At 65.0% G+C, this 22,608-nt stretch carries 25 protein-coding genes; 11 read left to right on the top strand and 14 right to left on the bottom strand.

Annotated elements, in window-relative coordinates; all coding sequences use genetic code 11:
- Nucleotides 1–230: 230 nt before the first annotated feature.
- From fabF to ydfZ, 3 genes are all read right to left on the bottom strand, one after another.
- On the bottom strand, nucleotides 231–1,508 hold the full coding sequence (fabF, locus tag AB5Y72_RS10900; protein WP_368199006.1) for a beta-ketoacyl-ACP synthase II: 1,278 nt from the start codon (nucleotides 1,506–1,508) through the stop codon (nucleotides 231–233).
- The gene (locus tag AB5Y72_RS10895; protein WP_368199005.1) at nucleotides 1,505–2,032 is read right to left on the bottom strand and encodes a winged helix-turn-helix transcriptional regulator; all 528 of its coding nucleotides are present in this window, start codon (nucleotides 2,030–2,032) and stop codon (nucleotides 1,505–1,507) included. The genes fabF and AB5Y72_RS10895 overlap by 4 nt, the downstream gene beginning before the upstream one ends.
- 188 nt (nucleotides 2,033–2,220) lie before the next feature.
- Nucleotides 2,221–2,418 carry a putative selenium delivery protein YdfZ gene (ydfZ, locus tag AB5Y72_RS10890; RefSeq protein ID WP_368199003.1) on the bottom strand — a complete coding sequence of 66 codons (198 nt, stop codon included), beginning with the start codon at nucleotides 2,416–2,418 and terminating at the stop codon, nucleotides 2,221–2,223.
- Nucleotides 2,419–2,689: 271 nt separating this feature from the next.
- On the opposite strand from ydfZ, the gene AB5Y72_RS10885 reads away from it, so the two are divergent.
- Nucleotides 2,690–3,190, top strand: coding sequence for a DUF1993 domain-containing protein (locus tag AB5Y72_RS10885; RefSeq protein ID WP_368199002.1), 501 nt, complete (start codon nucleotides 2,690–2,692; stop codon nucleotides 3,188–3,190).
- Between the two features lie 86 nt (nucleotides 3,191–3,276).
- On the opposite strand, the gene AB5Y72_RS10880 is transcribed toward AB5Y72_RS10885, so the two are convergent.
- Together AB5Y72_RS10880 and AB5Y72_RS10875 are read right to left on the bottom strand one after the other, a co-directional pair.
- Complete coding sequence (locus AB5Y72_RS10880) at nucleotides 3,277–3,726, bottom strand: SRPBCC family protein (protein ID WP_042075843.1); 450 nt, start codon at nucleotides 3,724–3,726, stop codon at nucleotides 3,277–3,279.
- Nucleotides 3,727–3,818: 92 nt separating this feature from the next.
- Nucleotides 3,819–4,475, bottom strand: a complete 657-nt coding sequence (locus AB5Y72_RS10875; RefSeq protein WP_209794849.1) for a hypothetical protein — start codon at nucleotides 4,473–4,475, stop codon at nucleotides 3,819–3,821.
- Between the two features lie 203 nt (nucleotides 4,476–4,678).
- Here AB5Y72_RS10875 and AB5Y72_RS10870 point away from each other — a divergent pair, with 203 nt between their 5' ends.
- A complete protein-coding gene (locus tag AB5Y72_RS10870) occupies nucleotides 4,679–5,347 on the top strand; it encodes a chromophore lyase CpcT/CpeT (RefSeq protein WP_368199000.1) in 669 nt (222 codons plus the stop codon).
- Nucleotides 5,348–5,351: 4 nt separating this feature from the next.
- Here the strand turns inward: AB5Y72_RS10870 and AB5Y72_RS10865 are convergent, their stop codons facing one another.
- Nucleotides 5,352–6,248 (bottom strand): LysR substrate-binding domain-containing protein, encoded by an 897-nt coding sequence (locus tag AB5Y72_RS10865; protein WP_368198998.1) that lies wholly within the window; start codon nucleotides 6,246–6,248, stop codon nucleotides 5,352–5,354.
- A gap of 99 nt (nucleotides 6,249–6,347) precedes the next feature.
- Here AB5Y72_RS10865 and AB5Y72_RS10860 point away from each other — a divergent pair, with 99 nt between their 5' ends.
- Complete coding sequence (locus AB5Y72_RS10860; RefSeq protein WP_368198996.1) at nucleotides 6,348–6,968, top strand: LysE family translocator; 621 nt, start codon at nucleotides 6,348–6,350, stop codon at nucleotides 6,966–6,968.
- A gap of 18 nt (nucleotides 6,969–6,986) precedes the next feature.
- Here the strand turns inward: AB5Y72_RS10860 and AB5Y72_RS10855 are convergent, their stop codons facing one another.
- From AB5Y72_RS10855 to AB5Y72_RS10830, 6 genes are all read right to left on the bottom strand, one after another.
- Entirely contained in the window at nucleotides 6,987–7,625 is a 639-nt protein-coding gene (locus AB5Y72_RS10855; RefSeq protein ID WP_209794853.1) for a LysE family translocator, read from the bottom strand.
- 84 nt (nucleotides 7,626–7,709) lie between these two features.
- Complete coding sequence (locus AB5Y72_RS10850) at nucleotides 7,710–8,513, bottom strand: AraC family transcriptional regulator (RefSeq protein WP_042078347.1); 804 nt, start codon at nucleotides 8,511–8,513, stop codon at nucleotides 7,710–7,712.
- A gap of 40 nt (nucleotides 8,514–8,553) precedes the next feature.
- Nucleotides 8,554–9,447, bottom strand: coding sequence for an EamA family transporter RarD (rarD, locus tag AB5Y72_RS10845; RefSeq protein ID WP_209794854.1), 894 nt, complete (start codon nucleotides 9,445–9,447; stop codon nucleotides 8,554–8,556).
- Nucleotides 9,448–9,569: 122 nt separating this feature from the next.
- Nucleotides 9,570–9,743, bottom strand: a complete 174-nt coding sequence (locus AB5Y72_RS10840; RefSeq protein ID WP_167335716.1) for a hypothetical protein — start codon at nucleotides 9,741–9,743, stop codon at nucleotides 9,570–9,572.
- Nucleotides 9,744–9,867: 124 nt separating this feature from the next.
- Nucleotides 9,868–11,364 carry an aldehyde dehydrogenase gene (locus tag AB5Y72_RS10835; RefSeq protein WP_209794855.1) on the bottom strand — a complete coding sequence of 499 codons (1,497 nt, stop codon included), beginning with the start codon at nucleotides 11,362–11,364 and terminating at the stop codon, nucleotides 9,868–9,870.
- 184 nt (nucleotides 11,365–11,548) lie between these two features.
- Complete coding sequence (locus tag AB5Y72_RS10830; protein WP_010672493.1) at nucleotides 11,549–12,091, bottom strand: cupin domain-containing protein; 543 nt, start codon at nucleotides 12,089–12,091, stop codon at nucleotides 11,549–11,551.
- 171 nt (nucleotides 12,092–12,262) lie between these two features.
- Between AB5Y72_RS10830 and AB5Y72_RS10825 the strand changes: the two genes are divergently transcribed.
- From AB5Y72_RS10825 to AB5Y72_RS10800, 6 genes are all read left to right on the top strand, one after another.
- Nucleotides 12,263–13,591: an aspartate aminotransferase family protein gene (locus AB5Y72_RS10825; RefSeq protein ID WP_216991270.1), complete on the top strand. Its 1,329-nt coding sequence runs from the start codon at nucleotides 12,263–12,265 to the stop codon at nucleotides 13,589–13,591.
- 94 nt (nucleotides 13,592–13,685) lie between these two features.
- Nucleotides 13,686–15,182 (top strand): CoA-acylating methylmalonate-semialdehyde dehydrogenase, encoded by a 1,497-nt coding sequence (locus tag AB5Y72_RS10820; RefSeq protein ID WP_368198993.1) that lies wholly within the window; start codon nucleotides 13,686–13,688, stop codon nucleotides 15,180–15,182.
- Nucleotides 15,183–15,265: 83 nt separating this feature from the next.
- The gene (locus AB5Y72_RS10815) at nucleotides 15,266–15,994 is read left to right on the top strand and encodes a glutamine amidotransferase (RefSeq protein ID WP_209794858.1); all 729 of its coding nucleotides are present in this window, start codon (nucleotides 15,266–15,268) and stop codon (nucleotides 15,992–15,994) included.
- A gap of 154 nt (nucleotides 15,995–16,148) precedes the next feature.
- The gene (locus AB5Y72_RS10810; RefSeq protein WP_042078357.1) at nucleotides 16,149–17,120 is read left to right on the top strand and encodes a LysR substrate-binding domain-containing protein; all 972 of its coding nucleotides are present in this window, start codon (nucleotides 16,149–16,151) and stop codon (nucleotides 17,118–17,120) included.
- A 59-nt stretch (nucleotides 17,121–17,179) separates the two neighbouring features.
- On the top strand, nucleotides 17,180–18,019 hold the full coding sequence (locus AB5Y72_RS10805) for a PfkB family carbohydrate kinase (protein ID WP_368198991.1): 840 nt from the start codon (nucleotides 17,180–17,182) through the stop codon (nucleotides 18,017–18,019).
- Nucleotides 18,020–18,295: 276 nt separating this feature from the next.
- A complete protein-coding gene (locus AB5Y72_RS10800; RefSeq protein ID WP_042078360.1) occupies nucleotides 18,296–18,748 on the top strand; it encodes an Rrf2 family transcriptional regulator in 453 nt (150 codons plus the stop codon).
- A 64-nt stretch (nucleotides 18,749–18,812) separates the two neighbouring features.
- Here the strand turns inward: AB5Y72_RS10800 and AB5Y72_RS10795 are convergent, their stop codons facing one another.
- Nucleotides 18,813–19,325, bottom strand: coding sequence for a ferredoxin-type protein NapF (locus AB5Y72_RS10795; protein ID WP_368198990.1), 513 nt, complete (start codon nucleotides 19,323–19,325; stop codon nucleotides 18,813–18,815).
- A gap of 137 nt (nucleotides 19,326–19,462) precedes the next feature.
- Between AB5Y72_RS10795 and AB5Y72_RS10790 the strand changes: the two genes are divergently transcribed.
- Complete coding sequence (locus AB5Y72_RS10790) at nucleotides 19,463–19,678, top strand: hypothetical protein (RefSeq protein ID WP_219143310.1); 216 nt, start codon at nucleotides 19,463–19,465, stop codon at nucleotides 19,676–19,678.
- 34 nt (nucleotides 19,679–19,712) lie between these two features.
- Nucleotides 19,713–21,044, top strand: a complete 1,332-nt coding sequence (gene rmuC, locus AB5Y72_RS10785) for a DNA recombination protein RmuC (RefSeq protein ID WP_219143311.1) — start codon at nucleotides 19,713–19,715, stop codon at nucleotides 21,042–21,044.
- 78 nt (nucleotides 21,045–21,122) lie between these two features.
- Here rmuC and AB5Y72_RS10780 read toward each other — a convergent pair whose 3' ends face one another.
- Nucleotides 21,123–22,565 (bottom strand): TrkH family potassium uptake protein, encoded by a 1,443-nt coding sequence (locus tag AB5Y72_RS10780; protein WP_209794861.1) that lies wholly within the window; start codon nucleotides 22,563–22,565, stop codon nucleotides 21,123–21,125.
- Nucleotides 22,566–22,608 lie beyond the last annotated feature (43 nt).

Raw genomic sequence — 22,608 nt, 5'->3', positions numbered from 1 at the left:
ACCCATAGTGAAACCCAAACTGATGGCATCAGTTTGGGTTTTTTGATGGCGGGAAATCTTGAACGAATCGGGCAGGAAAACTGGGACATCCCTCTTGTTGTGCGTGTCGCCGCGGTTGGCGGTCGAGCACAAAAAGCTGGGTGTCCCAAGATGCATCCCAAGATGAAGGGTGTCGGCGAGGCGTTCGCCGACAGCTCAGTCAACGGCAAGCTGCCCAGTCGCCGGCGAGATCAGGCCCCCTGCCAGCGCTTGAACAGCACGCTGGCATTCACGCCGCCAAAGCCGAAGCCGTTGGAGATGGCGTGCTCTATCCGCATGTCACGGGCCGCGCCCCGCACTATGTCCACGCCGTCGGCGAGGGGGTCGGGTTGCTGCAGGTTGCGGGTGGCAGGCACCCGCTGATCGCGAATGGCCAGGGCGGTGAAGATGGCCTCTATGCCTCCGGCGGCCCCCAGCAGATGGCCGGTGGCGGACTTGGTGGAGGTCACCGCAATCTGGTGGTTGTCGCCAAACACGCCCTTGATGGCGGCGAGCTCCCCCCTGTCACCCACCGGGGTCGAGGTGGCATGGGCATTGAGGTGCTGGACATCCGCCCCCTGAATGCCGGCCTGCGCCAGGGCCGCCATCATGGCGCGGCGTGCGCCGTCGCCATCCTCCGGGCCGGCGGTGAGGTGATAGGCGTCGGCGCTGGTGCCGTATCCCACCAGCTCCACTATGGGGGTGGCGCCCCTGGCCAGGGCGTGCTCCAGGGACTCAATCACCAGGATCCCTGCCCCTTCGCCCATAACAAAGCCGTCGCGGTCGACATCGAACGGGCGGGAGGCCGCCTCGGGGTCATCGGCATAGGCGGATGACAGGGCGCGAGCGGCGGCAAACCCGCCGAGACTGACGCGATCTATGGTGGCCTCGGCCCCGCCACAGATGGCGATGTCTGCCTCACCGCAGCGAATGAGCCGGGCGGCGTCACCAATGGCCTGCACCCCGGCGGCGCAGGCCGTGACCGGTGCCCCGAGCGGCCCCTTGAAGCCGAAGTTGATGGAGACATGGCCCGCCGCCATGTTGACCAGGAACGAGGGGATGGTGAAGGGGGACAAGCGGCGTGGGCCCCGCTCATCCGTGGTGCGCACGGCCTCGACGATGGCGGGGAAACCGCCGATGCCAGAGGCGATGATGGTGGCGGTGCGCTCCTGCTCAGCTGCCGTCGCGGGGGCCCAGTTGGCTTGCGACAGGGCCTCCTTGGCCGCGGCAATGGCAAACAGGATGAAGCGATCCATCTTCTTCTGCTCCTTGGTCGACACCACGGCATCGGGGTCAAACCCGGCCAGGGGATCCTCGGCCAGGGAGGGCACCATGGCGCCCACCTTGGCCGCCAGCCCTTCGGTGAAGGCCTCCGGCAGGCGGCACAAGCCGGACTGGCCCGCCAGCAGCCGTTGCCACACGGTTTCCACCCCAGATCCAAGGGGGGTCACCGCGCCCATTCCTGTCACCACGATGCGAGTTGAGGTCATGACTCTGATTCCTGTTTCGAAGGGGGGTTGCCGCTCATCACGCCATTGGCATGGCACAGACGCTGCTTCATGCCGTCGCTGGCGGCCGGTCCCGGCACCAATCTGTGGCGCGAGGGGGAAATCTCCTGACCGGTGCGCCTGTCCACCAGCAGGGGCTCGACCAGCTCGCCCGTCTGGGCATCCCTCAGCTGGATGCTGGCCCCCTCGGGCGCCAGGTGGTTGTTGCCCCAGGTGAGCAGCGCGATCAGCACTGTGCTGAGATCCTGGCCGCGGGGGGTGAGCGCATATTCATAACGAGGGGGGCGCTCGGAGTAGAGCCGCTTCTCCATCAGGCCCCCCTCGACCAGGGCGCTCAGGCGCCGGGTCAGTATGTTGGGGGAGATGCCAAGGCTCTTTTGAAATTCATCGAAGCGCGACAGGCCATGCATGGCATCGCGGATAATCAGCAGACTCCACCATTCGCCGACGTGATCCAGGCTGCGGGCGATGGGGCACTGCTGTTCACTCAGACTCTTCTTGCGCATATGGGTCATCAGGTTACTTGCATAATGGAAGTAACCTTACGGCCCTTACTTCCATTATGCAAGTGACTCGTGTCATCCGGTGGCGGACGACATCTTGGGGATAGGAAAAGCTGGGAGTCAGAAACCCGGCCACCGACGGGGCGCGGCGGCCGGGTGAATTGTAAAGAGTAGGGTGACGGAAAACGGGATCAGCCTAGTCTAATCAACTCGATGGGGGCGTAGCGCTCTCGGGAGTTGGCCAGCAGCACGCACTTCTCGTGCTCCGCCTCATAGGGGGTCAGGTTGTCGGTGTGGGCCTCCTTGAGGGTGTCGACCGCGCCGGTGGCGGCGATCATGACGCGCTGGCCCAGGGTCAGCACATTGCGGTTTCGATCGTAGATCTTCATGGCATTCTCCTTTTCGGGTATGGGTCCCGGTTCGTGCCGGGACAGCGGGCTCCAGACTACGCCCATCAAAAAACGGGATGCCTGTCACAGATCAAAAAAATCGCAGAGGGGGCCGGGAGGGCCTGAACCGGGGCGCCCCGGGGGCGCGTCGCCTGCCACTCCCTGTCGCAGCCCGTGGCCGCTTTGTGTTGCCCCGGGCTCGAACCGGAAGGCGGATGCGCTATAGTGGAGGCCGCTCGCATTTCTGCCTTCAACCAACCGAGAGCCTGTTATGAACCGTGATATTGCCGCCCAGTTTATCAAGATGCTGACCAACCTGGACCATTGCCTCGCCAAGGCCGAGGCCCACGCCGAGGCGAAGAAATTCAATGTGGAGAACTTCCTCGGCGAGCGCCTGATCGTCGACATGCTGCCGTTTGCCAAGCAGGTGCTGATCTGCTGTGACAGCGCCCGCGCCGTGGTGGCCACCGCCAGCCTGAGCGAGCCGCCGGTGCTGGGAGATGATCCCAAGACCATGGCGGATCTGCGCGCCCACGTGGCCAAGACCATCGCCTATCTGGAGGGCAAGCTGGAGGCCGATTTCAGCCGGTATGCGAGCGGCCACTACTACCCCTACTGGGCGGGCGGCAAGGGGATGGACGGCCACAGCTGCGTGCACGAGTACGGCATTCCGAACTTCTACTTCCATCTGACCATGACCTATGCCCTGCTGCGCCAGGCCGGGGTGGATCTGGGCAAGCGGGACTATCTGGGCGGCCTGAACCTGCAATGAGTGCTGGGCATTGCACATGAAAAGAGCCTGCCATCCGGCAGGCTCTTTGCTTTTTGCGGGTCCGGCATCCCCGGGATGGCGCCGGGTCATTCGTTCGGGATCTCGGGCTCCACCAGGGCGGCGAGCTGCACCAGGGACTCCTGCCAGCCGAGGTAGCACATGGCCACCGGGATGAGCTCGGGGATCCCGGCCTGCTCTATCTCCAGGCTGGTGCCGCACACCACCTCGGTCAGGGTGATGGTGACCCTCATCTCCCCCGGCAGATTGGGGTCGTCGAAGCGATCCGTGTAGCGGATGCGTTTGCCCGGCTCCAGCTCCTGATATTCGCCGCCGAAGGCGTGGCTGTGGCCGGTGGCGAAATTCGAGAACGCCATGCGAAAGCTGCCGCCGACCCTGGCCTCCAGATGCGCCACCTTGCAGGTGAAGCCGTGGGGAGGCAGCCACTTGGCGAGGGCATCCCCGTCGATAAAGGCGCGATAGACCCGCTCTGGCGGGGCCTTGAGGACGCGATGCAGTGTGACAGTGCCTGTGCTCATGATGGATTCCTTCTCTGTGGTTCCGGAGCAAGGATAGTCGCCGCCGCCTGGGTTGGTGGCGGCCTGTGCCAAGGTGGGGGAGGAGGGCTCCCTCAGCCCCCCAGGGCTATGGTGACCAGCACGATGGCGACGCCGGCCGCGGCGAAGAGCACGCCGATAAGCCAAGGGCGCGGCGAGCCGGCATGGCGGGCCAGGCCATACCCTATTCCCATCAGCATGACGAGGGCGATGGCGTGGGAGAGGCGCAGGGCCGGCACCGGATCCGCCAGGAAGATGAAGGGCAGCAGCACGGGAAAGGTGGAGAGGAACACCATGAGGAAGACCCCCAGGCTGTTGAGCAGATCGTTCCAGCGGAAGATGGCGCCCTGGCTCAGCTCGGGGCGTTGGCGCAGGCGTGTCTGCCAGTCGCCGAGCTCGTCGTCGCGGCAGATCGCCGCAAGCGGGCCGGGCAGGGCATTACGCAGCGCCGCGATCCCCCTGTGGTCCCCCGACGGCAGCAGGTTGAGCCGTTGCAGCAGTCGCAGGGCGCGGCCGCGCTCGGTCAGGGTAGTGATGAGGTAGACGATGGCATCGATCATGCCCCAGGCGAGGTTGCAGCCGATGCCGGCGATCAGCAGATCTCTCACCTCGGCCCGGCCCGCTTCGAAAGCATTGAAGCCGCCGGTGAAGGTCAGCACCATCAGCAGGCCGAACAGGATCTCGGAATAGCGCGAGATGGGATCGAGGGGGGAAAAACGGGACTGGCTCATAGGGGGACCTCCATGTCCGTGAGATCATGAGCATGGGTCGGCCTCCTGGCCGGGTCAAGGCTGCCCGGCGCGTCCCTCGCGTCTGACTCCTTCGCTAACAGGATGATTTTCCGGGGGGATTGGCGAGGAGTTGATCAAGATAGAGGTTATTGTCGCCGTTCGCTCATATAATCGCCGCCATGCAAGCGACTCGGAAGGATTCGATGACACAGCTGATGGCGGCCCTGCTGGGGCTGTTTTACGCCGGCCTGATCTGGGCGGCGCCCGTCCCCTTCGTGGCCACCCCGGCCAGTTCCCCCACCACTCAGGCCAGGATGGAGCCGCTGCTCTCCTGGTTTACCGGGGAGTTCTCCAGCCAGGAGCAGGCCACCTTTGATGCCCGCTTCACCAGCGCCGAGCTGCGGCTGGTGGAGATCTGGCCGGGAGAGGGACCCTTTCGCTGGGTCTATGCGGAGCAGTTCCTGACAGAGCGGGCGCTGCGGCCGTTTCGCCAGCGCATCTACCGTTTCTCCCCGCTGCCCGATGGCCGCATCCTGATGGCGGAGCTGACCATGCCGAGGGCCACGGATTTCGCCGGCGCCTGGCGCCAGCCCGAGCTGCTCGATTCCCTCACCCCGCAGCAGCTCTCCCTGCGCGAGGGGTGCGAGATCTGGCTGACCCGCCAGCCGGGGGGAGACTACAGGGGGCACACCCAGGTCGGTCACTGTGCCACCGACTTTGGCGGTGCCACCACCCTGGTGCAGTACCTCTGGATCGGGCCGGACAGCGTCAGGCTGCTGGACAGGGCCTATGACAATGGCACCCGCCAGCGCTGGGGCAGCCCGGGGGAGGGTTATGTCTATCTGCGCAAGGGCACTCGGCGCGGGGAGTAGCGACTCAGGCTGGGAGATCCAGCTCGCGGCGATGCTCGCAGAGATAGTCGATGAGCAGCCGCAGGCGCAGCGGCATGGGCTCCCGGGCCGGATAGAGCAGGTTGACCGGGCGCGGGGCGGGCAGGGCGTGGGAGAGGATCTCCACCAGGGCGCCGCTGGCCAGCGCCTCCCTCAGCAGGGCGCGCGGTTGCAGCACTATGCCCGCATGGTGCAGGGCGGCCATCTTGAGGGCGCCGCCATGGTTGCTGACGAAGGGGCTGTCCCACAGGTGCAGCTGGTCGAGGGGAAACTCGCCGGCGAGGTTCGACTGGCTCAGCCAGGGGGTGAAGCCCAGGCAGTGGTGCCGGGCCAGCTCCGCCAGCTCCCGCGGGGTGCCGTGCCGCTGCAGGTAGCGGGGTGAGGCGCAGAACACCGGAACCGACGTCGCCATGGGCCTGGCGATGAAGGCGGCATCCTTGGGGGCGCCGACCCGGAAGACGAGGTCGAAGCCGTCCCCCGTCACGTCGACCAGCAGGTCCGAGAGGTCCAGCTCGATGCGGATCTGCGGGTAGTGCGCCATGAAGCGGCACAGCAAGGGGGTCAGCCGGTAGGTGCCGAAGGTATAGGGCGCGCTGATGCGGATCTTGCCCGTCGCCTGACCAGTGTGGGCCTGGGTGTTCTGCTCCAGCTCCCGGTAGTGCTGCAACAGGCTCTGACAGCCGGCGAGGTACTCCCGACCCGCCTCGGTCAGGCTCTGGCTGCGGGTATTGCGGTTCAGCAGGCGGGAGCCGACCCTGGCCTCCAGCCACTTGATGTACTTGCCTATCATGGCCGGCGTCATCTCGAAGCGTTCCGCCACGGCGCTGAAGCTGCCTGCCCGGGCGACGTCGACGAAGATCTCGATGGCGGTGAGGCGGTCCATTCCAAACTCCTGGTTTATAAAGCCCGTCGCCACTATGTCTGGCAGGAGAAACGGCTGTCAATATACTGGATGGCAGCCGTTCGACACTGGAGTCTTCCGATGAGCCCCGATTATTATGCCCTCTACCTGCTGCTTGCCATCGGGACCGTGCTCACCTCCGGCCCCGCGGTGATCTACACCATAGGCAACACCCTGACCCGGGGCAGCCGCCATGCCATCGCCGGGTTCTGCGGCGTGGCGACGGGCATATTGCTGGTGGCGGCCATGGCCTCGCTGGTGGTGATCTGGTTTACCCGCTGGCTGGCCACAGGCCAGCAGATCCTCACCCTGGGGGGCGCCTGTTACCTCTTCTATCTCGGGGTGAGCGCCTGGCGCCAGCGGGCGTCGAGCCCGGTGATGGGGGCCGTCTCGGAGCGGGATTGCCGGCGCAGCTTCCTCAAGGGGGCGCTCATCAGCCTGCTCAACCCCAAGGCCATCATCTTCTTCACCAGCCTGTTTCCCCAGTTCATCGACTTTCGCCAGGGGGCGTCGGGGCAGTGCCTGTTGCTGGCGCTCACCTTCAGCGCCGTGGTGCTGGTGGTGCATGGCGGCTACTGTCTGGTGTTTCGCTGGGTGGGGGCGCAGGGCTTTGGTCAGCGCTTCGCCAGGGGGATCAACCGGGTGTCGGCACTGATGTTCATCGGCTTCTCCCTGCTGCTGTTGCTGCGGCTGTGGGGATGAACGGCCTGCCCGAGCCGGTCAGGCCCCGGGCCAGTGCGTCTGCAGGTCGAGGAGGATGGAGAGGCTGACCGCGCCGAACAAGAGGCCGGTGACCAGGTTGAGGGGGCGCTGGATGCGGCCGAGCAGGCGCTGGGCCCGGGCGGTGGAGAGGCTCCAGGCCAGGGCGCCGAACCAGAGGAGGGAGAGCAGGAACAGCTCCAGGATCAGCAGACCCCGGGTCAGGCCGTCTACCTGGGGCGTCACCATGGCGGCCAGCAGTCCCATGAAGAACAGCAATGCTTTGGGGTTGAGCAGATTGGTGGCCAGCCCCCGTCTCACCCCCTTGCGCCAGCCCTGCCGCTCGTTGCCTGCCTGCAGCGCCAGATCTCCCGCCCCCTGCCAGGCCGCCTTCAGCGCCCCCCAGCCGAGCCACCCCAGATAGAGGGCCCCCACCAGTTTCACCGCGAGGAACAGCCAGGGCTGGCTTGCGATCAGCAGGCTGATGCCGGTCAGGCTCAGGGTGGCGTGGAGCAGGATGGCGAGCGCGATGCCGAGCGCCGCCCCGAGGGCGGTGGGGCGATGCAGGCTGGTGCGCAGGATGAGCGCGAAATCCGGGCCCGGGCTCGCCAGGGCGACGAGATGGACGAGCCCCAGGGTCAGAAACAGGCTGGTAAACATAAAGACCTCGGATAGCGGTATGGAGGTGACAGCATGGGGCAGGACGGGGGTCGCCGGATTGTAAAAGATTGCAGGCGTGACTCCTCAGGTCGGCTGCATCTGCTGGCGATACTCCGCCGGGGTGAGCCCGAAGGCCTGGCGAAAACCGTGGTGGAAGTGGCTCTGATCGAAGAAGCCGACCGTCAGTGCCACCTCGCTTACCGGCAGGCCGCCACCGAGCAGGCGCTTGCCCTGTTCCAGACGCAGTCGCTTGAGCCAGGCGTAGGGGGTCATGCCGGTCTTCTTCTTGAACTGGCGCAGGAAGGCGAAGCGATCCAGCCCGAACAGGGCGGCGAGATCCTCCAGGCTGTGGCGCTCGTCCAGCCGGGCCAGCAGATGGTCGCGCAGGTATCTGAGCTGGGGATCCGCCAGGGCGTGGCGCTCGGGGGCGAGCCGGAACAGTTCGCCGAGCAGGGCGAGCAGCTGGCTCTCCGCCAGCAGGCCGTCCGGCTTTGGTTGATCCAGATACATGTGCAGCCGGGCAAAGCCCTGATAGAGGTCGGGGCGACTCTGCAACCCCTTGTCGAAGAAGGGCTCCGGGTGTTCCGGCAGCCAGCGGGCCAGCTGCTCCGGCGCGATGGCGAAGACCCGCACCTCGTACCCTTCCGGCAGCAGGCTGAGGCCATCGTGCATCTCGTCCGGGTTGACGGTGGAGAGCTCGCCGCGCACCAGGTGGTGGCTGTTGCCCTTGTGGATGAACTTCTGGCCGCCCCGCTGCACCAGACCGATGTGGTAGTCCAGGTGCACGTGGCGGCCGTAGCTGAACTCCCTGTGGTGGGAGTGGGAGAGTTCGACCCCCGGCAGCAGCCGGGATTGCCAGTAGTGGATGCGGGATTGGGGTGCGCTCATGGCCTATTGATACCCCAAAACCCGATCCCTGGCTTGTAGATTATTGCGCCGGCTTCTGCCTGCCGTTGCGCAGCCCGTCCAGGCTGAACAGCACCAGGGCGCTCCAGATGCAGCCGAAGGTGATCATCTTGTCCAGCGCCAGCGCCTCCCCGTACAGGGTCACCGCCAGGATGAACATCAGGCTGGGGCCTATGTACTGGAAGAAGCCCAGGGTGGAGAGCTTGAGCCGGGTGGCCGCCGCGGTGAAGCAGAGCAGGGGCGCCGTGGTGACGGCACCGGCGGCGATGAGCAGCAGGTTCAGGTGCCAGTCGTTTTGCGTGAGGTGGCTGGTGGGGCTGTCGGCGATGCCCCACAGATAGAAGGCGGCCGGCGGCAGCATGATCAGGGTCTCGATGAGCAGGCCGGTCAGCGCGTCCAGGGCCAGCTTCTTGCGAATGAGGCCATAGATGGCGAAGCTCGAGGCCAGCACCAGGGCTATCCAGGGCAGGGAGCCGAAGGCGATGAGCTGGATGGCGACCCCGATGACGGCGAGCCCGACCGCCCACCACTGCAACCGGCGCAGCTGCTCGCTCAGGAACAGCATGCCGAGCAGCACGTTGAACAGGGGGTTGATGTAGTAGCCCAGGCTCGCATCCAGCATGTGGCCGTTGTTGATGGCCCAGATGAACAGCAGCCAGTTGCCGCCAACGGTGACCGAGGTGAAGGCCAGGGTGAGCAGCACCTTGGGCTGGCGCAGCACCGCCTGCACCTTGTGCCACTGGCGGCCGAGCAGGACCAGCACCATCAGCAGGGCGCAGGACCAGATCATGCGGTGGGTCAGGATCTCGGCGGCCGGCACGGCGGAGAGCGTCTTGAAGTAGATGGGAGCCAGGCCCCAAAGGGTATAGGCGCCGAGGGCATAGAGGACGCCCTGGCGCTGGATCTGTTGTTGCATGCGGATAACCTTCACTGGAGAGCGGATGTAGGGAAACATCGCAAAAGTGCAGTGTAGCCATCCTTTTGGGGGGAAAGAAGTCAATAAATGGGTCTGAGGGGATTTTGACAGCAGAAACAGGGTCAGCGACCGCCCCCGCGGCGGATCTTGTCCACGTCCATCAACAGCCACAGCATCAGGGCGATGGCGGAGATCCAGGGCCCCCAGGTCACATAGGCTTCACCCTGACCCAGCACGAAGAACAGGAGCGGCAGTCCCACCACCAGAAACAGTACACTTCCCAGAAAAAACAGCATTTTTATCTTTAAATTGAACGGCTTGCTATTTGACGATTATATCGATTAGGGCCCGCGATGAAAGGGTAAAAATGAAAAAGGAGGATTTCTCCCCCTTTGTCGCCGGATCTCGTCATATTCGATGCTAATCGAGCTGGATCCAGGTGCTTTTCAGCTCGGTATACTTCTCCAGGGCATGCAGGGACTTGTCGCGGCCGTTGCCGGACTGCTTGAAGCCGCCGAACGGCATGGTCATGTCGCCCCCGTCCCAGTTGTTGACGAAGACGGTGCCGGCGCGCAGGGCGCGGGAGCCCTTGACCGCCTTGTTGAGATCCGCCGTCCAGATCGCGGCGGCCAGGCCGTAGTCGGTGTCGTTGCCAAGGGCGATGGCCTCGTCCAGGGTGTCGAAGCCGGTCACCGCCAGCACGGGGCCGAAGATCTCCTCGCGGAAGATCCGCATCTGGGGCGTCACCTCGTCAAAGATGGTGGGCTCGATGTAGTAGCCGCCGCTCTCGATCCGGGTGCGCTTGCCCCCCAGCAGCAGCCTGGCCCCCTCCTGCTGGCCTATGGTGATGTAGTTCAGCACCTGCTCCATCTGGATGCTGTCCACCATGGCGCCGATGCGGGTGGCGGGATCGAGGGGGTTGGACGAGATCCATTCGCGGGCGTGGGCCAGCAGCCGCTCCATGAACTGCGGCTTGATGCTGTTCTGCACCAGCAGGCGGGAGGCGGCGGTGCACACTTCCCCCTGGTTGTAGAAGATGGCGCCGGCCGCGCTTTTGGCGGCGGCATCCAGATCCGGCGCGTCAGCCAGTATGATGTTGGGGCTCTTGCCGCCGCACTCCATAAAGGCGCGTTTCAGATTGGATTTCCCGGAGCACTGTACCAGGTGCTTGCCGATGCGGGTGGAGCCGGTGAAGGTGATGCAGTCCACGTCCATGTGCATGGCGAGCGCCTCGCCCACCGTATGGCCGAAGCCCGGCAGCACGTTGAAGACGCCGTCCGGGATGCCCGCCTCCTTCGCCAGACCCGCGATGCGCAGGGCGGTGAGGGGGGACTTCTCGGAGGGCTTGAGGATCACCGAGTTGCCGGTGGCGAGCGCCGGACCCAGCTTCCAGCAGGCCATCACCAGGGGGAAGTTCCAGGGGACGATGGCGGCCACGACGCCGAGGGGCTCGCGGGTCACCAGGGCCAGGGCGGACTCCTCCACCGGGGCGACCTGATCGTAGATCTTGTCGATGGCCTCGGCGTTCCAGGCGATGCAGTTGGCCGCGGCGGGGGCGTCATAGCCCATGGCGTCGCCGATGGGCTTGCCCATGTCCAGGGATTCCAGCAGTGCCAGCTCCACCTGGTTGAGCCGCATCAGCTCGGCGAAGCGCTGCATGATGAGCTTGCGCTGCTTGGGGGAGAGGCCGCACCAGCGCTTGTCGTCGAAGGCGGCACGGGCGGCTTGCACCGCCAGCTCGGCGTCGGCGGCGTCGCAGGAGGCGACCCGGGTCAGCAGCTTGCCGTTGGCCGGGTTGATGCAGTCGAAGGTGGCGCCGTTGACGGCGTCCCGGTAGCTGCCGTCGATAAAGGCTTGCGAGGGCAGGGTCAGATGGGCGGCCTTGTGTTGCCACTGGGCCAGGGTCAGGTCACTCATGTTCACTCCTTGAACCGGCAGAAAGTCAGTCTCCGCGTATCAATATGCTAAACATCCTGCCGGTTGTAAATCCATCTTGTAACAATTCATTAAACACCTTGCCCCTCTGATCGCCTCGGCGGCTCCCGGAAACTGGCCGGGGCGCCCAAGTCGGGATTGGCATAATCCCCTGGTCCGCCGAGTGTCAGAAGCTGGCGGGGGTGTTGGCGGAGATCAGCACGCACTCCTGATCCCCCACGTTGCGAAAACGGTGGGGGGTGCGGCTGTCGAAGTAGTAGCCATCCCCCGGTGCCAGCAGGTGAACCTGCTCGCCCACGGTGACCTCCACCTGACCCCGGATGACGATGCCGCACTCTTCCCCCTCGTGACTCAGCATGTCGTCGCCGGTGTCGGCCCCCGGGGGCAGTATCTCCTGCATCATGCCGATGGCGCGGTTGGCGCGGCTGTGGCCCACCAGGCGGTAGCTGATGGGATGGGTGCCGAGATCCGGCATGTCGTCCGCACGGAAGATCACCTCGGAATCCATCTCCGTCTCGTCGGTGAAGAAGCTGGCCAGGGACATGGGGATGCCTTCCAGCACCTTGCGCAGGGAGGCCACCGAGGGGCTCACCTGATTTTTCTCGATCTGGGAGATAAAGCCGTTGGTCACACCGGAGCGTTTTGCCAGCTCGCGCTGGGAGAGGGCCGCCTTGGTGCGAACCGCCTTGAGGCGGTGACCGATATCCATCGATAGACACTCCTTGACTGTTTACTATTATTAAAATTGTGTTAAATATCTTATACCACCCCTGAGGGGTGACACCAAGCCGGGCGATAAAAGCCCGTTTTTATGGATTCAGGTGTTTAATTTAATAGGCATGAGCCGGGTGTTACTAAACGCCTTAAGGATGAGGTGACCATGAAACCTGTCAGCGACATCAATACCCCCGACATGTCCGCATTCTGGATGCCGTTCACCGCCAACCAGCAGTTCAAGGCGGCGCCGCGCATCCTGAAGTCGGCAGAGGGGATGTATTATCACTCAGAGGATGGCCGCAAGATACTGGATGGCACTGCCGGACTCTGGTGTTGCAACGCGGGCCATGGTCGGCGCGAGATTGCCGAGGCGGTCTCCCAGCAGATCTCCCACCTCGACTTTGCCCCCACCTTCCAGATGGGCCACCCCCTGCCGTTCGAGCTGGCCAACCGGCTGGTGGAGATCGCCCCCAAGGGCTTCGGCCACGTCTTCTATACCAACTCCGGATCGGAGTCCGTCGACACCGCGCTCAAGATCGCCCTGGCCTGGCAGCGGGCGCGGGGCCAGGGCACCCGCACCCGGCTCATCGGGCGCGAGCGCGGCTACCACGGGGTCGGCTTTGGCGGCATCTCGGTGGGGGGCATTCCCGGCAACCGCAAGTGGTTCGGCTCCCTGCTGACCGGGGTGGATCATCTGCCCCACACCCTCAACATAGGGAAAAATGCGTTCACCAAGGGGCTGCCAGCAGAAGACCTCACCCTGGCCGATGAACTGGAGAAGATCGTCTTCCTGCACGACGCCAGCAACATCGCGGCGGTCATCGTCGAGCCCATCGCCGGCAGCACAGGCGTCATCATGCCCCCCAAGGGCTACCTCAAGCGCCTTCGGGAGATCTGCACCAGGCACGGCATCCTGCTGATCTTCGACGAGGTGATCACCGGTTTCGGCCGCCTCGGCTCCCCCTTCGCCGCCCAGGAGTTCGACGTCATCCCCGACATGATCACCTGTGCCAAGGGGCTCACCAACGGCGCCATCCCCATGGGGGCCGTGCTGGTGCAGAACCATATCTATGACGACATGATGGCGGCGGGCAAGGGGGCCATCGAGCTGTTCCACGGCTACACCTACTCGGGTCACCCGGTGGCGGCGGCTGCGGGTCTGGCGACCCTCGAGATCTACCGCAGCGAAAACCTGCTGACCCGGGCCGCCGATCTGGCGGGCTACTGGGAGGAGGCTGCCCATTCCCTCAAGGGCTGCAAGCACGTGAAGGATGTGCGCAACTACGGCCTGGTGGCGGGCATCGAGCTGGAATCCATGCCCGATGCGCCGGGCAAGCGGGCCTACGAGGTGTTCGTGCGCTGCTTCGAGAAGGGGGCGCTTATCCGGGTGACCGGCGACATCATCGCCCTGTCGCCCCCCCTCATCATAGAGCGCAGCCAGATCGACGATCTCTTCACCCTGCTGCAGGACGCCCTGCAGGCCCAGGACTGACCCCTTTATCACGCAGGATGGCGCCCGCCCCGGGCGCCATCTCCCTGTGCCGCCCCCGGCGCGGCGAGGACGGATGACCCATCACGGAGGATTTATGAGTTACAGGATCGACAACTTCATCGACGGCGAGACGACCGAGAGTCGCAGCGAGCGTTTCGGCGCCATCTTCAATCCGGCCACCGGCCAGCAGCAGGGCTCCGTCGTTCTCAGCACCGCCGATGAGTGTGCCGAGGCGATTGCCTGCGCCGAGCGCGCCTTTGCAGACTGGTCCCAGACCCCGCCCCTGGTGCGGGCCCGGGTGCTGTTTCGCTTCAAGGAGCTGATGGAGCAGCACAGGGACGAGCTGGCCCAGCTCATCAGCCGCGAGCACGGCAAGGTCTTCTCCGATGCCCAGGGGGAGCTGACCCGGGGGCTGGAGGTGGTGGAGTTTGCCTGCGGCATTCCCCATCTGCTCAAGGGGGAGCACTCCCTCAACGTGGGCCGCGGGGTCGACAGTCACTCCATGATGCAGCCGGTGGGGGTCTGCGCCGGCATCACGCCGTTCAACTTCCCGGCCATGGTGCCGCTCTGGATGTTCCCGGTGGCCCTGGCCTGCGGCAACACCTTCATCCTCAAGCCCTCGGAGAAGGATCCGTCCCTCTCCCTGCGCATGGCCGAACTGCTCAAGCAGGCGGGCCTGCCGGACGGAGTGCTGAACGTGGTCAACGGCGACAAGGAGGTGGTGGACGTGCTGTTGACCGACCCCCGGGTCGGCGCCGTGTCGTTTGTCGGCTCCACCCCCATCGCCCAGTACATCTATGCCACCGCCTCGGCCCACGGCAAGCGGGTGCAGGCCCTGGGCGGCGCCAAGAACCACATGGTGGTGATGCCGGATGCCAATCTGGATCAGGCGGTTTCCGCCCTGATGGGGGCCGCCTATGGCGCGGCCGGCGAGCGCTGCATGGCGATCTCGGTGGCCGTGGTGGTGGGGGAGCAGACCGCCGATGCCCTGGTCGCGAAGCTCTCGCCCCTGGTGGCGGCCCTGCGGGTCGGCCCTGGCCTGGGCCAGAGTCCGGAGAACGAGATGGGGCCCCTCATCAGCCGGGAGCACCTGGCCAAGGTGCGCGGCTACGTGGATCAGGGGGTGGCCGAGGGGGCCGAGCTGGTGGTGGATGGTCGCGGTGTCAGCCATGGGGAAGGCTACTTTATCGGAGGCAGCCTGTTCGATCGGGTCGGCCCCGAGATGCGCATCTACCGGGAGGAGATCTTCGGCCCCGTGCTCGCCATAGTGCGGGCGCCGGACTACGAGACGGCGCTCCAGCTCATCAACGAACACGAGTACGGCAACGGCACCGCCATCTTCACCGGTGACGGCGATACCGCAAGGGACTTCACCACACGGGTTCAGGTCGGTATGGTAGGGGTGAACGTCCCCATTCCGGTGCCCATGGCGTTTCACAGCTTCGGTGGCTGGAAGCGGTCCATCTTCGGGCCGCTCAACATGCACGGGCCGGACGGGGTGCGTTTCTACACCCGGATGAAGACGGTGACTGCCCGCTGGCCCCAGAGCCTGCGCGCCGGCGCCGAGTTCTCCATGCCGACCATGAAGTGAGCCGCCGGCTCGCTGCCATGGCCTTATTCTCTTGCCCCCGCAGGCCGCCGGTCTGCGGGGGCGCTTCTGTCAAGGAGTAACAGATGCGACTGGGTATTCTCGATTGTGACCGGCTGGACCCCGATTTGGTGGGGGATTTTGGTCCCGTTTACTCCGAGATGTTTATCAAGGGTTTCCGGGCGCTGGCCCCCGAGCTGGAATTCCGGGTCTGGTCCGCCCTCGACGGCGATCTGCCCCCGGATCTGACCGAATGCGATGCCTGGCTCATCACCGGCTCGCGCCACGATGCCTACAGCGACATCCCCTGGATAGTGGCGCTGCGCGACTGGATCCGCCGTGCCCACGACGCCAACGTCAAGCTGGCCGGGGTCTGCTTCGGCCACCAGGTGATCGCCCAGGCCCTGGGAGGGGAGGTGATGAAGTCCACCAAGGGGTGGGGGCTAGGGGTGTCGGTCCATGCCATGCAGACGACGAAACCCTGGATGGCACCCGGGCTGGACACCATCCGGATCCTGGCAAGCCACCAGGATCAGGTGGAGCAGCTGCCGCCGGGGGCGACCCTGCTGGCGGGCAACGACTTCTGCCCCAACTTCATGTTCCTGCAGGGGGATCACATCGTTGCCATCCAGGGCCACCCTGAGTTTTCGGTGGAGTACAACCGGGCCCTGATCGAGCGGCGACGGGATAGATTGCCCGATGCGCACTACCAGAGCAGCCTCTCCTCCCTGGAGGGGGAGGTGGACTCCGCCACCATGATGCAGTGGCTGCTGCAGTTCCTCGGCATACTGCCGGTCGGGGCCGCACAAGGCTGAGCTCCCGTTTGTCATATCCACCGCGCTGATGCTAGATTTTGTAGCAAAATGAAGGATCAAGCGGCGATATGCCCAGCTCGGATGATACACTGGCCGCCATCTTTGGCGGCCTTGTCCATGCACGACAGCCGCGCCAGCCTGTGAGGGTGCAACCTTGAAACTACAGCAGTTGAAGTATCTGATCGCGGTGCGGGACCACAATCTCAACGTCTCCGTCGCCTCCGATGCGCTCTATACCAGTCAGCCTGGGGTGAGCAAGCAGATCGGCTTGCTGGAGAGCGAGCTGGGGGTGCGCATCTTCGAACGCCGCGGCAAGCACCTGCACCGCATCACCCCGGTGGGGGAGGAGATCATCAAGTGTGCCGAGGCCATGCTCAACATCGAGAGCAAGATCAAGGCCATCTCCCGGGAGTACCTGGATCCGACCGTGGGGACCCTCAACATCCACACCACCCACACCATAGCGCGCTACCTGCTGCCGAAAAGCGTCACCTACTTCACCAAGAAGTACCCCAAGATCTCGTTCCACCTGCATCCCGTGATGTCGGCCACCAAGGAGCAGATCAGCAAGGGGTATTCGGATTTTTCCATCGTGGCCCACGAGATAGGCTTCGACAAGGAGCTGATCGCGCTGCCCGCCTACCTCTGGACCCTCTCACTGGTGGTGCCCCAGGATCACCCCCTGGCCAAGGTGAAGAAGCCGACCCTGGAGCAGCTCTGCCAGTACCCCATCCTGAGCTACGAGAGCGGCGCCACCGGGCGCCAGGTGCAGGACAGGGTGTTCCAGGCCGCCGGGCTCACCCCCAACTACTACATGACGGTGATGGATGCCGGCGTCATCAAGCGCTACGTGGAGCTGGGCTTCGGCATCGGCATCATCTCGTCACTGGTGGCCAACGATCACGATGCCCCCGGCCTCGTGGCCATCAACCTGGAGCACCTGTTCGAGCCCTGCCCGGCCCAGATCTGCTTCAGCAAGAGCATCCTCCTGCAGAACTACATGTATGACTTCATCAGCTCCTTCTCCCCCCACCTCACCAAGGAGATGATCCAGAACGTGATGCAGCAGCCGACCCAGGCGCGCATCGACGAGCTGCTGGCCGGGGTGGAGCTGCCCGTCTACTGATCCCGCTTCCGTCTCTGTGCCGGCACCCCGGGTGCCGGCCTCCTCCCGCCGAGGTTCCCATGTCCCGCATCCTGCTGCTCGCCAATCTCAACTGTGATCACGTGCTCTCCCTGGCCGAACCCCTGGTGGCGGGGGCGCGGCTGCAATACGTGGATCAGGGCCGCCGGCTCGGCGGTGGCGCCGCCAACACCGGCATCGGCCTGGTGTGGGCGGGACACGAGGTTATCATTGCCTCCCGGGTCGGGCTGGACGAGACCGGTGACTGGCTGCTGGAGCAGGCGGCCTCATACGGCCTGGATTGCAGCCATGTGGAACGATTTGGTGGCGAGACGGGGGAGCTGCTGGTGCTGGTGGATTCCACCGGCGAGCGCACCATACTCCGGCGGCCACGCCGTCCGGATCTGCCCGGGGATCTGCCGACCGAGGGGGTGGACTGCCTCTACGTGAACTACCCCGGCACCGCCATCATCGGCTACATGCGCCAGATGCTCGCCAAGAGCTTCGTGGTGGCCCAGTATCCCAAGGGCGGGCAGGCCCGCCGCCCCTGTCACGTGCTGGTGGCCTCCCGCTCCGATCTCGCCGAGGTGGCCGACCCCTGGCTGCATGCCCGCCAGCTCGCGGGGGATCAGCTGGAATGGCTGGTGCTGACCGAAGGCAAGGCGGGGGCCCTGGCCATCCACGGCGAGGAGCGGGTCAGGGTGGCGGCGCGACCGGTCTCGGTGGTGGACACCACGGGGGCGGGGGATGCCTTCGCCGGCGGCCTCATCCATGGGCTGGCGCGGGGCATGGCGATGGGGGATGCGTTGCAGTGCGCGGTGGACTGGGGTGCCTTCGCGGTGGCCTCCGAGAGCTCCATCCCCTCCCAGGCCCTGAAAGCCTGGCTGAAACACCCCCACTGACAGCCCGCTCGCCACCCAGTGGCCCCGTGCCTGCCGATGGAATTTAGCCGCCGGAAATGGCCAAAACCCCGCTCCGAGCCGGCAAGTTTGCGATCAATCAAAGAAAGTGTCGATTTATGTACATCTTCGTCGACACCCGCCAGAGCTGCTCTTAACCTTGTCACTCCACGACCCGGCTGAAGAAGCGACACCTGTGCGGGCGCACGTGCAGTCTCACCTCTCTGGCCACCGGCTGTCGTCCTGATTTCTGGCTTGTAGTAAGAGGCAAGTGCGACCATGCAACTGACACGATTTACCGACTACGCCCTGCGTACCCTGACCTTTCTGGCCATCCAGCCCGGTGATCGTCTGTCGACCATCACGGAAGTGGCCGACACCTTCGCCATCTCCCGCAACCACGTGGTCAAGATAGTGCATCAGCTCGGCATCAAGGGGTACATCGAGACGGTGCGTGGCAAGCATGGCGGCATCCGTCTCGGCCGTGCCGCCGTCTCCATCAACCTGCGGGACGTGGTGATGGACATGGAGCACGTGCTCTGCCCGGTGGACTGCAAGCGCGAGAACTGCCGCCTCTCTGGCGGCTGCCGCATCCAGGGCATCTTGCGCCGCGCCATGAACGCCTTCCTCGAGGTGCTGGGGGAGTACACCCTGGCGGATGCGGTGCGGGATCCCACCCGCCTGTGCCACCTGCTTGGCATCGAGCAGGAGAATATCCTGACCATGGCCTAGGGCCACGGCGGATCGGGGGCCTTCGGGCCCCCGAGTCTTTTCTGGGGCGGCGATCCTGCGGGGTTCAGTGCTGGGGAATCAGGGTGATGGCGCCGTGCAGGCAGGCGAGGCCGCAGGCGCCACAGCCGTCGCAGGCGGCCATGTTGACACTCACCCCCTCGCTGCCGACCTTGATCGCCTGCTGGGGGCAGGCGTCCTCGCACAGCAGGCAGTAGAAGCCCTGACGGGCCTGGCAGCTCGCCTCTATCCTGACCCGGGTCTGCACCTGGCGGCCGAGGCGCAGGTCCAGCGCCCCCGTGGGGCAGGCCCTGGCACAGCTGCCACAGTAGCTGCACTGGCCGCAGGCGAGATCCAGCACCGGGGTGCCTGCGACTGGGGTGCCGGCATAGTCGGGCCGATCGGCGGGTTTGAGCAGGCCGTTGGGGCAGGCCTTGAAGCAGTCGCCACAGCGGTTGCAAAGGGTGAGGAACTGGGACTCTTCGATGGCCCAGGGCGGGCGGGCCTCATGGCAAACCACGTCCGGTTTGCGGGGGCCCCCCAATGCGTGTGCCAGCCAGTGACAGAAAAAATGAGTCATGCTCACCCCTATACCTATTAGGGGTTAATTTTATCGAGTTTTCGTTGGGCAAGCCAGAGAATAGCGCGGGGCAGGATCGCAAGCCGGGTTGCCCTTGTGTAAGCTAGGCGGGTCTTTTTGCGGGATTGAATGAACTCATGTGGCTATTTCTGTGGCGTGCTTCTCTGCTCTATGTCTTCCCCCTGCTGATGTGGGCCTACTGCCATCTCAAGGGTATCGAGTTCAGCGAACTCGATACCGGGGTCAACAGCCACAAGTGGGTGGTGCTGGCGGCCTACCTGCTCTACGTGCTGCTCTGGCTGTTGCTCAACCGCTATCTCGAACTCTTCCTGCGCCAGCGGGAGCGCCGATGATGCCCGCACTCGGCCTGCAGCCAGGGTACCGCCGATGAGCTCGCTGCTGACCTGGTGGCCGGCCGTGCTGGCGGCGCTGCTGGCCCTGTTGCTCGGCTGGCTGGCGGGGCGCCGCAGTGGCCGGGAAGAGGTCCTGCTGCTGGAGGAGCGCCATCAGGTGCTGCAGGACAGGCTGGACGAATCCCAGGACGAGAAGATGCTGATCCAGCAGAAGCTGGACCAGCAGCAGACCCTGCTGCTCAAGCTCACCGCCCGCCTCAAGGAGGCCGAGGCGACCCTACGCAGCGAGCGCCTCGCCAGCGCCGAGAAGCTGCAGCTGCAGCAGGAGGCGGAGGCGCGGCTGAGCCAGCAGTTCGAAAATCTGGCCAACCGTATCTTCGAGCAGAATGCCGGCAACTTCCGCGAACTGAACCAGAACAGCATGGATCTCCTGCTGACTCCGCTCAAGGAGCAGCTCGAGGGGTTCCGCCGCCAGGTGGGGGAGACCCACGCCCAGGAGACGGCCCAGCGCCACAACCTCAAGTTCGAGCTGGAGCGCCTGGCCGAGCTCAACGCCCGCATGACGGAAGAAGCCGCGGCCCTGACCCGCGCCCTCAAGGGGGACAGCAAGCAGCAGGGCAACTGGGGCGAGGTGGTGCTGGCTCGCATCCTCTCCGAGTGCGGCCTGCGGGAGGGCCACGAGTACCACACCCAGGTGAATATCGAGGTGGACAAGGGCAGGCGCTACCAGCCCGACGTCATCGTCCACCTGCCCCAGGAGAAGGACATCATCATCGACGCCAAGGTGTCCCTGACCGCCTACGAGCGCTGGTACAACGCGGGCGACGAGCTGGAGAGGGCGGTGGCGCTCAAGGAGCACGTCGCCTCGGTGCGCAACCACATCCGCGAGCTGGGGCGCAAGGATTACCAGCAGCTGCCCGGGGTGCGCACCCTGGACTATGTGCTGATGTTCGTGGCGGTGGAGCCTGCCTTCCTCACCGCCCTGGAGGCCGATCCCTCCCTGGTGCGCTACGGGCTGGATCACAACATCCTGCTGGTGAGCCCCACCAACCTGATGGTGGCGCTGCGCACCATAGAGAACCTGTGGCGCTACGAGCGGCAGAACCAGAACTCGCGCCAGATAGCGGAACGGGCCGGCCGTCTCTATGAGAAGCTGCGGCTGTTCGTGGAGGAGATGCAGCAGATGGGGGGCAGCCTGCACAAGGCGCAGGAGAGCTACGACAAGGCGATGGGCCGGCTGGTCAACGGTCGCGGCAACCTGATCGCCCAGGCGGAGCGCTTCCGCGAGCTGGGGGTGGAGGTCACCAAGCCCCTGCCGGAATCCCTGGTCGATCGGGCGCTACAGCGGGAAGAGTCGGCCGACTGAGGCGGTGTCTCATCCACCCCATGAAACGAGAAGGGCAGCCATTGGCTGCCCTTCTCACGTCTGTTGCGCGTCGCGGGTTTATTGCTTCCAGAACGAGGGGAAGAAGAGCACCGCCACCGTCAGGATCTCGAGCCGCCCCAGCAGCATGCCGAACGACAGTATCCACTTGGCCGAGTCCGGCAGGCTGGCGAAGTTGGTGCTGGGGCCGATGACAGGGCCCATGCCGGGGCCCACGTTGGCCACGGCGGTGATGGAGCCCGAGATGGCGGTCAGGGGATCCAGCCCGATGGCGGCGAGCAGGGCGGCGATGAGCAGTATGATGGCGAAGTAGACCAGCACGAAGGAGATCAGGGAGCGGATGATGGCGTCGTTGACCGGGCGGCCGTTGTACTTCTGGGGGAAGACGCCGGAGGGATGCATCAGCTGGCGCATCTGCTTCTTGAACAGGGCGAAGGCGACCTGCACCCGGAAGATCTTGAGACCGCCGGCGGTGGAACCCGAGCAGGCGCCGAGGGCCAGCAGGATCATGAAGAGGATGCTGGTGAGCGGCCCCCAGGTGCCGAAATCGCCGAGACCATAGCCGGTCGTGGTCAATACGGAGACGATGTTGAAGCTGCTGATCCGCAGCGCATCCATAAAGCCGTAAATATCCCTGACCCACAGATAGAAGGTGACGACGACGGTCACCCAGACCACGAGCCAGAAGAAGCCCTGAACCTGGGCGTCCTTGAGCAGGCTGTTGTCACGGCGGGAGAGGGCCTGCACGTAGAGCAGGAAGGGCAGGCCGCCGAGGAACATGAAGAGGGTGCCGATCCAGTGCGCCTCGTTGGAGAAGTGGGACATGGATTGGTCCGAGGTGGAGTAGCCGCCGGTGCTGAGCGTGGTCATGGCGTGGTTGACCGCCTCGAACAGGGTCATGCCGCTCACCCAGTAGGCGAGGAAGCAGAGCATGGAGAGCACCAGATAGACCACCACTATGTTGTTGGCCACCGTCTTGGCCCGCGGCGCGCTCTTATCGGACCAGTCCGAACTCTCGGTCTGGAACAGCTTCATGCCACCGACGTTGAGGTAGGGCAGTACCGCCACCGCCATCACGATAAAGCCCACCCCGCCCAGCCACTGCAGGATGGATCGCCACAGCAGGATGCTGTGGGCCATGCCGTCCAGCCCCGACAGCACGGTGGAGCCCGTGGTGGTGACCCCGGACATGGTCTCGAAGTAGGCGTCGGCAAAGTCGATGTGGGTGATGAAGACGAAGGGTAGCGCCCCGAAGACGCAGGCCACCACCCAGACCGAGGTGGTGAGCAGGAACATCTCTCGCACCCCGAGGTGAAACTCGGCCTTGCGCCCATGGTGCAGGCAGAGCAGGGCGGCGCCGTGGGTGATGAGCACGGATTTGAGAAACTCGACGAAGCCTTCCGAGCCGGTCAGCAGGGCCAGCAGGGTAGGCAGCCACATGAAGAGGGCCAGCTTGGAGAGCACCAGACCCAGAGTGAAGACGATGGGACGCAGCTTGATCATGCGAGATAACCTGGTCGTTGATTGAAAAAAGACCCGGGCCTTT

The sequence above is a fragment of the Aeromonas sp. R7-4 genome, assembly GCF_040908055.1.
In the GTDB taxonomy this organism is placed as follows: domain Bacteria; phylum Pseudomonadota; class Gammaproteobacteria; order Enterobacterales; family Aeromonadaceae; genus Aeromonas; species Aeromonas sanarellii.
This window is presented reverse-complemented; position numbering and strand designations above follow the sequence as displayed.